This window comes from Actinospineispora spinosispora DSM 44797 (assembly GCF_000429025.1).
GTDB lineage: Bacteria > Actinomycetota > Actinomycetes > Mycobacteriales > Pseudonocardiaceae > Pseudonocardia > Pseudonocardia spinosispora.
Window position 1 is genome coordinate 373,025 of sequence record NZ_KE386835.1, and the last position, 12,987, is coordinate 386,011.

The window sequence follows — 12,987 nt, forward strand, 5'->3', positions numbered from 1 at the left end:
ACTACTTGGTCCCGAGCGAGGCGAGAGGTTTCGGCCCGGTCGGCAGCGGAACCTTGCCGCCGCCTCCCCCTCCGCCACCGTCCGGCCCGCCGGTGCGCACCCAGATGCGGACGCGCTCGCCGGTGGGCACCCGCAGCCCGGGCTCGGGCTGTTGCGCGGCGACGACGCCCGCGCTGGTCGGAGTGTGAGCAGGGTCCTGGTCGACCGCCAGCAGGTGTGCGTCGAGCGCGGCGTCGTGGGCCACGGCCGGCGGCATTCCCACCAGTGCCGGGACCACCGTGAGTTCTTCGCGTTGTCCCATGCCGAACCAGGGTAGGCAGCCCGCGCCGGATTCGCAGCGTAGAGACCTCATCAGTCCCAGCGGTATCACCGATAGGTGTCGTGCACCCGCCACCAGTGACCCGGGCCGTCGGTACCCCGTCCCGACGGCTCCTCCCACGCCTCCTGCCGTCCGAGCGGCGTGAGATCGAGGTAGCGCAACGTGCCGATCAGCATGTCGCCGCCGCGGCCGTCGGTGAAGTAGGTGCGAAAGACCTGGTCACCGTCGCGCAGGAACACGCTGAACCCGTGATACACCGGCGCGCCCATGTCAGCGCTGAAGTCGCTGCGCTCGACCGAGTACCAGGGCACCGACCAGCCCATCCGCTCCCGGTACTGGACCAGTTGAGCCAGCGGCGCGGGTGAGGTGAACACGAGCGTCGTGTCCCGCGCGTGCAGGTGGGCGAGGTGACCGACGTTGTCCGCGACCAGCGAGCAGCCGGGGCAGCGATGATCGGAGCCGGGCGACATCATGAAGTGGTAGACGATCAGCTGGCGCCGCCCCGCGAACAGATCGAGCAGCGTCGACGAACCGTTCGGGCCGTCGAACACGTACTCCTTGTCGATCGCCACCATCGGCAGCCGTCGACGCTCGGCGTTGAGCGCGTCCATCGCCCGGGTCAGTTCCTTCTCCTTGACCAGCAGCTTCGCGCGCTCGGTCCGCCATTCCGACTCCGACACGACACTCGGCAGGCCCATCGCTACCTCCATATTAAACCAGACAGTTAATTAGCTACTTGGTTTAATATAGGCCGCGAACACGCCGAGTCAAGCCCGCACCCGCCGATCAGCCCCTGGGGGTGAAAACACCTTCCGACGGGAAGCAGCCTGCCTTCAGCAGGGTGCGCACCAGCGGACGCACGAGCTCACCGAGCCGGACGGCCTCGTCCTCACCCAGTGCGCTCCACGGGCCACCGCCGAGCCGGTCCGTCTCGCCCTCGATCCGCTGCCGCAGCGCCTCCCCGACCTCGGTCAACGCAGGCTCGTCCCCGCTGTCCAGAACGCCCCGCTCGCGCAGCACGTCGGCCTCGGCGTCCCACTGCTCGTCGCTCCACCCACGACTGGCCTTGGCGAAGGACGGCAGGAACCCCTTGCCGGTCGCGGTGTGGGTGATCAGCGCCTGCAGCCCGTTCAGATCGGCGTCCAGCAGCGCGGCGAGGTGCCCGTCGCCTCGATGCTCACGCAGGATGGAGATCGCGTGCCAGAGCACCAGGTGCGACTGCTCCGGCCAGTCGAGCTCGAGGTGCGCGGCCGCGAGCGGACGTCCCTCGCAGCAGCACAGCTGGGCGACGCGACGGGCCAGCTCGGCGGCCTCGGCGAGCTCCGGCGACGCGATCAGCTCGTCACCGAGCAGTCTGCGCAGCGCGGCGTCCACGGCCGCGAACCGCGCATCGACCAGCGCCGATGGCGTGGCCAGCGACCATGCCGCCGGGATGTGGCGGGCCACCATGTCGGGGTTGAAGTTGTAGAACGTGGCCGCGACCACGGAGGCCGAGACCGCGCCCATCGGGGCACCCCGGCCGGCGAAGTAGCACATCCGTCCCGGCTTGAGTCCCGCCGCGGCCAGGTACTGCTCGGTCTCCGGCGCGAAATAGGTCATCGCGTGGAACGGCTCCAGCCCACGCGCGATCCGTCCACTCACTATGTGATCCACGTGCCGGACGCTACCTCCGGAACCGACCGCCCGCTGACAACGGAGACCGCTTCCCACCTCGTGAGTGTTCGGTGTGGCTATAGCCATACTCAACACTCACGAGGTTCTACCTGCGGGATATCGGGGTGACAGGCGCGCTAGGGTCCAGAGGTTCACACCTGGCGAACGCACTGAAGGACTGAGGCCATGCTGGCGCCCACCACGGGCCGCCGGACGCCGCTGCGCTGAGCGGCCCGCTTCGTCCTGCTCTTTTCTGACCCGCTGAAAGGTCAATCCCAGCTGTGTTCGATCAGCTTCTGCACGAGTACCTGCGCGCCCTGATGGCGCCGGCCCACCGAGTGGGCCCGTTCCTGGTGTCGTTCGACGCCCACGACGCCGGACTGTTCCGCAACTACGCGGTACCCGACGACACCACCGTCCCGACCCAGAAGGAGGTCGACGAACTGGTCGCGGCGTTCACCGAACGTGGCCGGACGCCACGCTTCGAGTATCTGCCCGACCTGTGCCCCGAGGTGGAACCGGCGCTGCTCGCGGCGGGGTTCACCGTTGAACATCGCCTACCGATCATGACCTGTCCGCCCACCGAGGTCCGCTCACGTCCGGCGCCACCGGAGGTGGAGCTGCTGCTCGCGCACAGCGACGAGCAGCTGCGCGAGGTCGCCGAGGCGTGCAACGAGGCGTACCTGCAGCCAGGTGTCACCGACCACGACGTCGCCCGGCTGCGCCGGACACTGGACCGCGGTGCTCTCGTCGTGCTGGCCGCCGACCGGGCGACCGGCCGAGGGGTCGGCGGCGGTCTGTGCGGCGCACCGCACAAGGGCGTCAGCGAGCTGGCGGCGATCGGCGTCCGCGCGCCGTTCCGTCGCCGGGGCATCGCCACCGCCATGACCGGGCTGCTGACCCGGTCCTGTCCCGCGGCCGGGATCAGCACGCCGTTCCTGACGCCCGAGGCCGAACCGGAGAAGTGCCTCTACGAGGCGATCGGGTATCGACAGGTCACCGAGATCCTGCACATCTCTCGCTGACCAGGGCCGCCAGCTGATCGACCACGGCATCCAATGGCCGCCTGGTGTCGATCTCCATCGTGGCGGACGCGCGGAGCAGCGGTTCGACCTCCGCCGTGTCCGCCACGATGCGGTCACGTTCCTCGGCGCTCTTGCCGAACGGGTTGGAGTCACGCCGCGCGATGCGGTCGAGCATCACCTCGACCGGCGCACTGAACAGCACGATGTGGCCGAACCTCGGATAGAAGTTCTCCTGGTTCCACACGGTGCCGGACAGGAACAACGGCTCCCCCGACCGCTCGTGCTCGACGAGGAGCGCATCGATCCGGTCCTCCCGCCACTGCGGTTCCGTGCCGGAGCCGTCGGGAAGCGGCAGGTCAGCGATCCAATCCCCGAAGTCGGTGTCGACGACGCGGTAGCCGCGCCCGGCGAGCCCGTCCAGCGCGGCCGACTTCCCCGTGCCTGACATACCCGTCACCAGGACAACCGTCACCAGGTCACCTTAGGCTGCTAAGGTCCAACCAACCACTTGGTTGAGAGGAGTGCGCGTGACAGCGAGCGTCCTGAGGACCGGCAGTCGCCGGGACGATCTGGTGCTGGCGGCGTTCGAGCTCATCGCCCGGAAGGGCATGGAGGGGCTGCGGCTGCGGGAGGTCGCCCAGGCCGTGGGCCTCGATCACTCGACGCTGCACCACTACTTCCCGACCAAGGAAGACCTGATCGGCGAGGTCGTCAGCTATGCGACCGGTCAGCTCGCGGAGACGTTGCGGCTCGACGGGACGCCCGTCGAGCAGGTGACCCGGCATCTGAGGCTGACCGGCCGTGCCGTGCGGGACCGCACCGAGCTGTTCGTCGTACTGTGCGAGCTGAACCTGCGCGCCAACCGCGACCCCGCGATCCGGGCGATCATCGACCGCAGCGACCAGAACTGGCGCGGCCCCGTCGAGGCCCAGCTGGCACGGATGTCGTGGGCGCCGGGATTCGATCCGGCGACGATCGCGTCGCTGATCATCGCGGCGGTCAAGGGGACGATCCTCGACCCCGGTACCGCACCGGACGTGCTCGACCAACTCGAACGGCTACTCGTCCAGGCGCAGGCCCGATGACCCACGTCCCCGGATACCTCCCCGGCACCTGGACGATCGACCCGGCGCGCAGCATCGTGAGCTTCCGGATACGCCATCTGCTCGTCCACAAGGTCAGGGGCACGTTCGACCGGTTCACCGGCCTGATCGTCACCGACCAGCAGCCCGCGGCGTCCTCGGTGCACGTCGACATCGAGCCGGCCTCGCTGGACACCGGCAACGCGCACCGGGACCAGGGCACGCTGGCCAAGGACCCGTTCGACGTCGCGAGCCACCCGCTGATGACCTACCGCTCGACCGGCGTCGCGGTCGACGGTCAGTCGTGGCGGGTCGACGGCGAGCTCACCCTCCGAGGGGTGACCCGGGCCGTTCCGTTGCTGGTGCGGGAGACACGGTTCTTCCCCGACGCCGACGGTCGGCCCCGGGTCCGGGTCACGGCGACCAGCGCGATCGACCGGCAGGACTTCGGCGTGCGGTTCCCCGTCCCGCTGGACCGCCGCGGCGTCCTGGCCGGCAACCACATCTCCATCGACCTGGACGTCGAGGCCGTGCAGTAGGTCAGATCGCGAACGGCATCCGCTTGATGCCGTTCAGGAAGTTCGACAGCAGGTACTCGGGCTCACCGACCATCCTGACATCGGGCATCCGGGTGAAGACCTCACGCAGCATGACGGTGATCTCGCGGCGCGCCAGGTTGGCGCCGAGGCAGAAGTGTGGGCCGGGGCCGCCGAACCCGAGGTGTGGGTTGGGCGAGCGGGTGATGTCGAAGCGGTCCGGGTCGGTGAAGACCGCTTCGTCCCGGTTGGCCGAGTTGTAGAACAGCAGCACCTTGTCCCCCGCGTGCAGCCGCAAGCCGTTGAGCTCACAGTCCCGGGTCACGTTGCGCCGGAACTGGATGACCGGGCAGGCGTGGCGCACGATCTCCTCGATCGCACCCGGGATGCGTGCGTCGAAGTCGGAGACGAGCAGTTCTCGCTGGTCGGGATGCTCGGTGAACAGCCGCAGCGCATGGGCGAGCACGGTGCGTGTGGTCTCGTTGCCCGCGACCACCAGCAGGATGAAGAATGTGCCGACCTCGCGAGGAGTGAGCCGGTCGCCGTCGATGTTGTTGGTGACGAGCGCGGAGATCAGGTCGTCGCGGGGCTCGGCGACGCGCTGCTGACCCAGTTGACGGACCAGCTTCGTCAACGCCATACCCGCGCGGACCAGCCGCGCACTGATCTTGACCACGCCGGCCGGGCTCACCCCGCCGGGCCGCAGCAGCTTCGCGCGCGGCACACCGGTGTACTCGGGGTCGTTGAAGCCGAGGATCGTGTTGGTCAGCCGCAGGACGGTGTCCTCGTGATCCTTCGGGATGCCCATCATGTCGCAGATGATCTCGATGGGCAGACGCTGCGCGACCTGCGTGATGAAGTCGTCCGCACCGTCGCGCAGCACGTCGTCGACGATGCGGGAGGCGCGGCGGGCCAGGTCGTCGGAGATCTTGCTGAGCAACCGGGGGGAGAACGCCCGGGACACCACCTTGCGGATTCGGGCGTGCCGAGGGTCGTCCATGCTGATCATGGAGGTGAAGTACGGGTCCAGCCAGGCAGGCATGTCGATCAACGAGTTGGCCGAGGGCTCGCTGCTGAACAGTTCGGGGTGCCGGCTCACCTCACTCACGTCGGCGTGCCGCACCAGCCCGTAGAAGCCGGCTCGGCGCAGCTTGACCGGCATGCGGTACTCGAACGGCAGGTAGGCGGGCCGGTCGAGGCGGCGCAGCTCGGCGAAGACCGCCATGCGTTCGCTCTCCGGGCGCGCCCAGAACTCGAGGTCGAGCAGGCCCGGACGGACCGGGTCGGGGGCGACGGTGCGCTGGTTCATCGGCTCGGCCATCCTGACCGTTGGAAGGCACGGCGGGCTTCCGTGCCGTAACGGAGTCTCCTGGGCAACTTCGGCAGGATCGTGCGCAAGACCCACGCGACGCGGCGGAACCGGCGCTGGTCGGCGTCGGTCCACGGGTAGTCCATCTTGTCGCGCACCAGTGGCGGCATCAGCCCCCTGCTCACGAAGTTGACGAAACCGAACGCCGGTGGCGCCACGATCCGCCAGAGCCAGTCCGGCATCTCGTCCTGCGGGATGGTCCGAGGATTCCCGAACATGGCCTTACCGCGCAACGCCGTTTCGGTCGCCGTCAGCTCGTCGGCGATCATCCGGTCCAGGTACGCGCGGAAACCGGCCAGGTCGGCCGGCATCGGCCGGCCGCTGAGCCCGTAGAGCCGGTACCAGTCACAACACTCCTGGTACAGCCGCTCCAGCTCGGCCGGGGTGGGCTGTCGGGCGTGGAAGTGCTCGATGCTGGCGAACAGCAGATACACGAACGTCGCGTGCGCCCAGTAGAAGACCTCCGGGTCGAGCGCGTGGTACCGCTTGCCGTTCTCGTCGACACCCTTGACGCCCTCATGACGGCGGCGCAGCTCGTCGGCCGTGTCGTGGCTGGCCTTGCCGTCGTACACGACGCCCATGATCAGCGGGGTCGACCGTCGGACACGCGCGATCGGCTCGGTGAAGAACACCGAGAGGTCCGGATCGGCGACCGACGCACCGATCGCCGGGTGCATGACCTGCAGCGTCGTGGCGACCCGCGCACCGACCTGGTAGCGGACGTCCCCGAGGTACCGCCAGATCAACGAGGAGGGCCCGAACGGCTCCACGACCCTGCCCCGTGCGGAGGCGGGGTCGTGCCGAGCTTCGGAGAGAGACATAGATGCATAATTGCCTCTCTGCATCTTTGATGCAACCCTGTGACGGGTACCGTGCGGCGGAACGACCTAGGATCGGGGACATCATGCTGAGTGAGCTGGTCGTCGACGCCGCGACGGACGACGAAGAACTAACCAGGCGACTGCTGGACGCGGCGCAGGACGAGCTGGTCGCCTTCGGCATCCGCCGCGCGAGCATGGAGAGCATCGCGGTCAAGGCCGGGCTGGCTCGCGCCACGCTGTACCGGCGGTTCAACAAGCAGCAGCTCGTCCGCTCGGTGGTGATGCGCCGGCTGCGTCGCAGTCTGGTGGAGATGGTGCGCGAGGTGGAGGCTCTGCCGACGGTCGACGAACGGCTGGTGGAGGCGTTCGTGTTCGGCACCCGCCAGTCCCGGGCGGATGACCTGCTGGCGCGGCTGCTGGAGTCCGAGCCGGAGACGGTGCTGCCGTATTTCACGACGCACTCGCACGTGATGCTGGACCTGATGCGTTCGTTCCTGGCCGACCAGCTGCGCCGGTCCCCGGGGCCCGCGATCGAGGCGGATCCCGATGCGGCGGCCGAGATCATCATCCGTCTGGCGAGCTCGATCCGGCTGACGCCGGGCAGCCACATCCCCCTGGACTCGGATGAGGACCTGCGAACTTTCGCCTGGACCTACCTGGTCCCGCTGCTCCACACCCGACCAAGGTCCGGCCCCGCACGGCAGTGATCACTTCGCCGCCGGATCGGGTGGGGGCTGGTTGCTCTCGTCGGTGTCGCACTGGCGATGCGTGCTACGCCCAGCGGTGGTCGCGGTGGTGGGTGCACCACACACGTGGCAGCGAGTGCTCATCGGTGTCCTCGCAGACGACGGTGGAGTCGTCAGTCTTGCACCGCGACCGGCCGAGCCGGGGACCGATCGCTCACCGGGCGATCTCGAGGACGAGTGTGTCGTGGCGGCGGACGAAGATGCTCGGGGTCCTGACCGGCGCGGTGTCCGGGGCGAGCGTCACGGTGGCGCTCTGCGCCAGCAGGGTGCTGAGCGCCACAGTCGCCTCCATTCGTGCGAGGTTCGCCCCGACACAGAAATGTGCGCCCCGGCCGAAGGCCAGGTGGCTGCGTAGGTTGGGGCGGTCGAGTATCAGGTCGTCCGGGCGTTCGAAGGTGTCCGCGTCTCGGTTCGCGGAGCCCCAGAGGAGCAGGATGTGGCTGCCGGCCGGCAGGGTCGCGCCGCCGAGCGTGGTCTCTGCCCGTACGTGCCGGTAGTGGCCCCGAAATGGCGATTCGAGGCGGAGTGCTTCTTCGAGGAACGCTCCGATGCGCGTCGGGTCCGCCCGGAGCTGGTCCTGCACGGCCGGGTGGGTGGCCAGCAGCCGGGCGCCGTTGGCGATGAGGCCCGCGGTGGATTCGCCGCCGGCCGCGACGAGCTGTACCAGCATGAGTATCGCGACCTCGTCGCTGATCGCGCCGTGCGCGGATGCTCTCGCCAGGTCACCGATCAGGTCGTCGGGTGGGGTGGCGCATGCGGCTCGGTACTGGTCGGTGAGGTAGCCGACGAGCTCGACGGTGGAGGCCATCAGCTGTTCGAGGCGCTGGGCGGGCACGACGCCACCGAGTAGCTCGGTGCTGTCGTAGGCCCAGGTCAGCAGCTGCGGCACGTCCTCGGCCGGAAGCCCGATGAGGGTGGCGACCACGGTCAGCGGCAGGCGGTCGGACATGTGCCGAGCCCAGTCGATCCGATCGCCGACGAGGCCGTCGCGCCACAGCTGCTCCACCTGCTGACCGACCTCACTGCGCATCGACTGGATCCGCCGCGCAACGAGGCTGGGTAGAACAAGTTTCCGATGCGCCGCATGGTCGGGCTCGTCGGCAGTCGCGAGCACGTGCACGGCGGACTCGTCCGCCCCCATCGGGAACTCTCCCGCCGCCCCGTCACGCAGTACGACGAGGCTGGTCAGGTGAGACGAGAAGTCCTCGGTCCGCCGTGCCGCTTCAGCGACCAACGCCCAGCTGGACACCAGGAAGGTGTTGGTCCCAGGAATCCGCCGGACCGGCGCCTCCCGCCGCAGCGTCTCGAAGAACGGGTAGGGATCCTCGACCGTCGCCGGATCGAACAGGTCCAGCCCCACATCGCGCACACCCAAGGAAGACACCCACCCATCAAAACTAGAATACGTTCTAGTTTTAACGACGAAAGCCCACCGGTCAACACAAACACCAGCACAAGCACCAGCACTCGCGCAAAACCCACCAGGCCGCCATCCCCCAGAGCGACCAGACCCAGCCAGAAACCCACCCCACAGGCCAACCAGACCCAGCCAGAAACCCACCCCACAGGCCAACCAGACCCAGCCAGAAACCCACCCCACAGGCCAACCAGACCCAGCCAGAAACCCACCCAGAGGGTGACCAGGCCGAGTCAGGAACCAACCGCACCGTGGGGGGCTTGGGGGGCTCGGCCCCCCAATGCGATGACCACACGACAAAGGCTCATGCTCTCCATGAGCATGAGCCTCCGAGTCGGGTGGAGCTGAGGGGACTCGAACCCCTGACCCTCACACTGCCAGTGTGATGCGCTACCAGCTGCGCCACAGCCCCAATAAGTTAAACCTACAGCACCCTCGTGGACGTCTGAAATCGGGGGGTGACATGGTCAGAGCTTGATCAATGTGGTAGTGCCCGGAAACGAAACAGGGGCGGGTCGCCATGCCGGCGACCCGCCCCTGCTCGGGTGTTGCGTGCGGTTCTACTTGTTCAGGTTGTCGACCCAGCTGCCGTCGGACAGGTCCTGGTACTTGCCGTTCACGGTGACGGTGGGGGTACCGAAGCCCTCTTCGCCCTTGGCGCGGATCGAGGGGTCCTGGACGGCGCGCTTGGTCTCGGTGCCGACGGTCTTGCTGAACTTGGCGTCGGTCACGCATTTGGCGAAGCCGGCGGGTGCGCCGACCTGCTGGCCCTTGGTGATGAGTTCCTGGTCGGTGAGGCCCGCGGACATCTCGGCGGGCTGCTCGTCGAACAGCTTCTTGTGGTAGGCCGGGAAGAAGCCTTCCTGGGCGGCGCACAGTGCGGCGCTCGCGGCGCGCTGCGAGTAGCCGTTGGGTGTGGTGGCGCGGTTCAGGATCGCCACGGGGTGGTAGACGACCTGGACCTTGCCGGCGTTGATGGCCTTGGCGAGGTCGTCACCGAACTGGCCTTCGAAGCGGCCGCAGATCGGGCACAGGAAGTCTTCGTACACGTCGACCTTGTTCGCCGCGGGCTTTCCGGCGACGACGGTCGCCCCCTGCACCGTGGCCGTGTAGTTGAGGCCGGAGTCGCCGTCGGACGAGCCGGGCGCTTTCAGCGTCATCAGCAGCCAGACGATCAACACCACGGCAACCAGCACACCGATCACGATGTAACCGATGTTTGCCTTTCCGGTCTTGGCAGCCACGTCAGGTTCCTCCTCCACCCGGGTCCGGGTCTGTTCCTCGAGTGAGCACGTTTTCGAGCGCGAACAAGGTACGTGGCCGAATGATCAACCAAGCCGCGAGCACCAGGAACCCGGTGTCCCGCAATAGTTCCGTACCGTAACTGGTCTTGTCGGGGTCGACGGCGCCGCCGCCACCGAAGCAACCGCAGTCGATGGACAGGCCGCGCGCCCAGGCCTGGGTGACCCCCGCCATGAACGCGAGCAACACCAACCCGGAGATCACGGCGATGTGCCGGACACCGAGTCCGATCAGCAACAGCACGCCGAGCGCCAGCTCGAACCAGGGCAGCACGGCGGCTACCAGTTCGACCGCCGAGGGCGGCAGCACCTGGTAGGCGTGGACCGCCGCCCAGGTCTGCATCGGGTCCGCGGCTTTGATCGCACCGGACACGAGCCAGACGGCGGCCAGACCGAGGCGAGCGAGTGTTCCGACCACGTCACGCCAGGAACGACTCGTTACTCCATCCGAGGACACGACAGCCACCCGGTCAGACTAGCGATAGGTCAAGACGCCCTTACCAGCACGGTCAGGTATGTGCACCGGCAACCGGCTCCGCGAACAAATCGTCCTCCCAGCCCTGCGGCGTCGCACCTGACCCACCACGCTCACCCACCACGAGCTGGAAGTGTTCAATCCCGAACTCGGGCCGGTGGACGAACGCGGCGAAGAAACCTTCGTCGAGGTTGACCTGGCTCCGGTACACGCGCAGCGCGGCGAGCTTGACCGCCAGCTTGTCCTGGCCGTCGATCCGTGTGGTGATCACGTCGTCCGGCACACCGGGCATGTCATCGGCGATCTCGAACCCGGCCTCCTCCGCCATCCGCAGCACCGCCTCGCGCGGGATGACCGCCCAGTACACCTTGCTCACCTGCCACGGCTCGCCCAGCTCCGGGGCGTAGCCAGGGTCGGCGGCAGGGCCGATCGCGGCCATCGTGACCCGGTGTGCCTGGATGTGGTCGGGATGGCCGTAGCCACCGTTCTCGTCGTAGGTGACGACGACCGTGGGCCGCTCGGTGCGCAGCACCTCGACCATCGCGCGCAGCGTGTCGGCCGGGTCGGCACGGTAGAACGACTTCGGGTCGTCGTTGTCCGGCGTACCGATCATGCCGCTGTCCCACCAGCGTCCGGCGCCGCCCAGCCACACGTGCTTGCTGATGCCCAGCTCGGCCAGTGCGGTGGCCAGCTCACCCTCGCGGTACTTGGCGAGCGCCTCGGGGCCCGCGGTGCGCAGGTAGGCGAGATCCTCGGCGACGACCTCGCCCCGCTCGCCCCTGGTACACGTGACCAGACAGATCGGCACACCCTCGGCGGCGTAGCGGGCGATCGTGGCTCCGGTACCGGTGACCTCATCATCTGGGTGGGCGTGAACGAGCAACAGGCGGCGCGGCGTCATGAAGACAGTCGACCACAGGACACCGACATTTATTTCCGATCCCCCACACTGTCGAGGTCCTCGGCCCATCGGTATCAACTATGCAACCAAAGTATTGACCGTCTCGACCACGGTCTCGCGTTCCGCCGCACGCACGAAAGCGGCCGAGCGGACCGCTAGGTTCGATCTCGTGACCGCCAGCACGGCCGCGAGGCCCCGACGTACGCGACGGGAGTGGACCGTCGATCTCGCCGCCTTTCTGCTCGCGGCCGCGTTCGGCGTCTTCGGAGCCGTCACGCGCAACGAGGCGACCGCCTCACTGGTGCCCGCCTGGGTTCCGCTCGCCGACCAGGTCATCGGTGCGCTCGGCTGCGCCGCGCTGTGGCTGCACCGCAGGTGGCCGTTCCAACTGGCGCTCGTGGTGAGCGCGCTGAGTGCGGTCTCCACCACGATCGGCGGCGCCTCGGCGGTCGCCCAGTTCGCGGTCGCGCTGCGAAGGCCACCCCGCGAGATCGCCGTCGTGACGATCGTCGGGATCGCGGCCTCACCGGTCTACGCCGTGCTCAGGCCGGATGCGGACATCTCGGTCACACTCATGGCGTCACTCGGTACCGCGATCACACTGGCGGTGCTCGGCTGGGCGTTGTTCGTCCGGCACCGCAGGCAGCTCATCGCGTCGCTGCGCGACCGTGCCAGCCGGGCCGAGACCGAGGCCCGGCTGCGCGCTGAGCAGGCTCAGGCTCAGGCGCGCGAGCAGATCGCCAGGGAGATGCACGACGTGCTCGGGCACCGGTTGTCGCTGCTCAGCGTGCATGCCGGCGCCCTCGAGTACCGCCGCGACGCCTCCCCGGCCGAGATCGCCGCCGCCGCGTCGGTGATCCGGTCGAGCGCGCATCAGGCGCTGCAGGAGCTGCGTTCGGTGATCGGGGTGCTGCGTGCCCCGGTCGGCGGCGAGCTGCCGCTGCCCACCCTGGTCGATGCGGAGGAACTGATCGCCGAGTCGCGCCGGGCCGGCATGCGGGTCACGTCGCGTTGGGACATCACCGACAGCACCGCGATGACCGACGTCCTCGGCCGCACCGCGTACCGGATCGTCCAGGAGGGGCTGACGAACGCCCGCAAGCACGCGCCGGCGGCGGCGGTGACGGTTCACCTGTCCGGGGCGCCCGGATCAGGGCTGACCGTCGAGGTCCACAACGGTGGCCCCGCCGGTGGGCCTGCCGACTCCGGGTCCGGCAGTGGACTGATCGGTCTTGCCGAACGCGCCTCGCTGGCCGGCGGGTACCTCGCCCACCAGCGCGGCGGCGCGGACGGCGGAGGGGGCTGGTGCCTGTGGGCCTGGCTACCGTGGGAGAAGTGAGGA

15 protein-coding genes and 1 tRNA gene are annotated in these 12,987 nt (G+C 68.5%); 5 read left to right on the forward strand and 11 right to left on the reverse strand.

Annotated elements, in window-relative coordinates; genetic code table 11:
- Position 1 precedes the first annotated feature (1 nt).
- From G406_RS0135390 to G406_RS0135400, 3 genes are all read right to left on the reverse strand, one after another.
- Positions 2-301 carry a PASTA domain-containing protein gene (locus G406_RS0135390; RefSeq protein ID WP_028937491.1) on the reverse strand — a complete coding sequence of 100 codons (300 nt, stop codon included), beginning with the start codon at positions 299-301 and terminating at the stop codon, positions 2-4.
- A 65-nt stretch (positions 302-366) separates the two neighbouring features.
- Entirely contained in the window at positions 367-1,017 is a 651-nt protein-coding gene (locus G406_RS0135395; RefSeq protein WP_028937492.1) for a DUF899 domain-containing protein, read from the reverse strand.
- 88 nt (positions 1,018-1,105) lie between these two features.
- Entirely contained in the window at positions 1,106-1,972 is an 867-nt protein-coding gene (locus tag G406_RS0135400; protein ID WP_425414662.1) for an SCO6745 family protein, read from the reverse strand.
- Positions 1,973-2,253: 281 nt separating this feature from the next.
- Here G406_RS0135400 and G406_RS0135405 point away from each other — a divergent pair, with 281 nt between their 5' ends.
- Positions 2,254-2,997 (forward strand): GNAT family N-acetyltransferase, encoded by a 744-nt coding sequence (locus G406_RS0135405; protein WP_051343126.1) that lies wholly within the window; start codon positions 2,254-2,256, stop codon positions 2,995-2,997.
- On the opposite strand, the gene G406_RS0135410 is transcribed toward G406_RS0135405, so the two are convergent.
- Positions 2,969-3,469: an AAA family ATPase gene (locus G406_RS0135410; protein WP_245607327.1), complete on the reverse strand. Its 501-nt coding sequence runs from the start codon at positions 3,467-3,469 to the stop codon at positions 2,969-2,971. The two genes, G406_RS0135405 and G406_RS0135410, sit on opposite strands and share 29 nt — an antisense overlap.
- Positions 3,470-3,524: 55 nt before the next feature.
- On the opposite strand from G406_RS0135410, the gene G406_RS0135415 reads away from it, so the two are divergent.
- Entirely contained in the window at positions 3,525-4,082 is a 558-nt protein-coding gene (locus G406_RS0135415; protein WP_028937496.1) for a TetR/AcrR family transcriptional regulator, read from the forward strand.
- Positions 4,079-4,618, forward strand: a complete 540-nt coding sequence (locus G406_RS0135420; protein WP_028937497.1) for a YceI family protein — start codon at positions 4,079-4,081, stop codon at positions 4,616-4,618. The genes G406_RS0135415 and G406_RS0135420 overlap by 4 nt, the downstream gene beginning before the upstream one ends.
- 1 nt (position 4,619) lies before the next feature.
- Here the strand turns inward: G406_RS0135420 and G406_RS0135425 are convergent, their stop codons facing one another.
- Together G406_RS0135425 and G406_RS51930 are read right to left on the reverse strand one after the other, a co-directional pair.
- A complete protein-coding gene (locus tag G406_RS0135425) occupies positions 4,620-5,924 on the reverse strand; it encodes a cytochrome P450 (RefSeq protein ID WP_051343183.1) in 1,305 nt (434 codons plus the stop codon).
- The gene (locus tag G406_RS51930) at positions 5,921-6,805 is read right to left on the reverse strand and encodes an oxygenase MpaB family protein (protein WP_064743133.1); all 885 of its coding nucleotides are present in this window, start codon (positions 6,803-6,805) and stop codon (positions 5,921-5,923) included. Before G406_RS51930 ends, G406_RS0135425 begins: the two co-directional genes overlap by 4 nt.
- 83 nt (positions 6,806-6,888) lie before the next feature.
- On the opposite strand from G406_RS51930, the gene G406_RS57495 reads away from it, so the two are divergent.
- Positions 6,889-7,512, forward strand: coding sequence for a TetR/AcrR family transcriptional regulator (locus tag G406_RS57495; protein WP_037080235.1), 624 nt, complete (start codon positions 6,889-6,891; stop codon positions 7,510-7,512).
- A 193-nt stretch (positions 7,513-7,705) separates the two neighbouring features.
- Here G406_RS57495 and G406_RS0135440 read toward each other — a convergent pair whose 3' ends face one another.
- From G406_RS0135440 to mshB, 5 genes are all read right to left on the reverse strand, one after another.
- Complete coding sequence (locus tag G406_RS0135440) at positions 7,706-8,935, reverse strand: cytochrome P450 (protein ID WP_211241367.1); 1,230 nt, start codon at positions 8,933-8,935, stop codon at positions 7,706-7,708.
- A 372-nt stretch (positions 8,936-9,307) separates the two neighbouring features.
- Positions 9,308-9,380, reverse strand: a tRNA-Ala gene (locus G406_RS0135445).
- A 148-nt stretch (positions 9,381-9,528) separates the two neighbouring features.
- Complete coding sequence (locus tag G406_RS54865) at positions 9,529-10,212, reverse strand: DsbA family protein (protein WP_156935326.1); 684 nt, start codon at positions 10,210-10,212, stop codon at positions 9,529-9,531.
- A 1-nt stretch (position 10,213) separates the two neighbouring features.
- Positions 10,214-10,735, reverse strand: coding sequence for a MauE/DoxX family redox-associated membrane protein (locus tag G406_RS0135455; RefSeq protein WP_245607328.1), 522 nt, complete (start codon positions 10,733-10,735; stop codon positions 10,214-10,216).
- Positions 10,736-10,778: 43 nt separating this feature from the next.
- Positions 10,779-11,627, reverse strand: coding sequence for an N-acetyl-1-D-myo-inositol-2-amino-2-deoxy-alpha-D-glucopyranoside deacetylase (gene mshB, locus G406_RS0135460; RefSeq protein WP_037080483.1), 849 nt, complete (start codon positions 11,625-11,627; stop codon positions 10,779-10,781).
- A gap of 187 nt (positions 11,628-11,814) precedes the next feature.
- Between mshB and G406_RS51940 the strand changes: the two genes are divergently transcribed.
- On the forward strand, positions 11,815-12,984 hold the full coding sequence (locus tag G406_RS51940; RefSeq protein ID WP_037080484.1) for a sensor histidine kinase: 1,170 nt from the start codon (positions 11,815-11,817) through the stop codon (positions 12,982-12,984).
- Positions 12,985-12,987 lie beyond the last annotated feature (3 nt).

Bases quoted from the DNA above. Each gene is read 5' to 3' on its own strand.
- G406_RS0135390 (WP_028937491.1), bottom strand. From the start codon at position 301: ATGGGACAACGCGAAGAACTCACGGTGGTCCCGGCACTGGTGGGAATG.
- G406_RS0135395 (WP_028937492.1), bottom strand. From the start codon at position 1,017: ATGGGCCTGCCGAGTGTCGTGTCGGAGTCGGAATGGCGGACCGAGCGC.
- G406_RS0135420 (WP_028937497.1), top strand. From the start codon at position 4,079: ATGACCCACGTCCCCGGATACCTCCCCGGCACCTGGACGATCGACCCG.
- G406_RS0135425 (WP_051343183.1), bottom strand. From the start codon at position 5,924: ATGAACCAGCGCACCGTCGCCCCCGACCCGGTCCGTCCGGGCCTGCTC.
- G406_RS51930 (WP_064743133.1), bottom strand. From the start codon at position 6,805: ATGTCTCTCTCCGAAGCTCGGCACGACCCCGCCTCCGCACGGGGCAGG.
- G406_RS57495 (WP_037080235.1), top strand. From the start codon at position 6,889: ATGCTGAGTGAGCTGGTCGTCGACGCCGCGACGGACGACGAAGAACTA.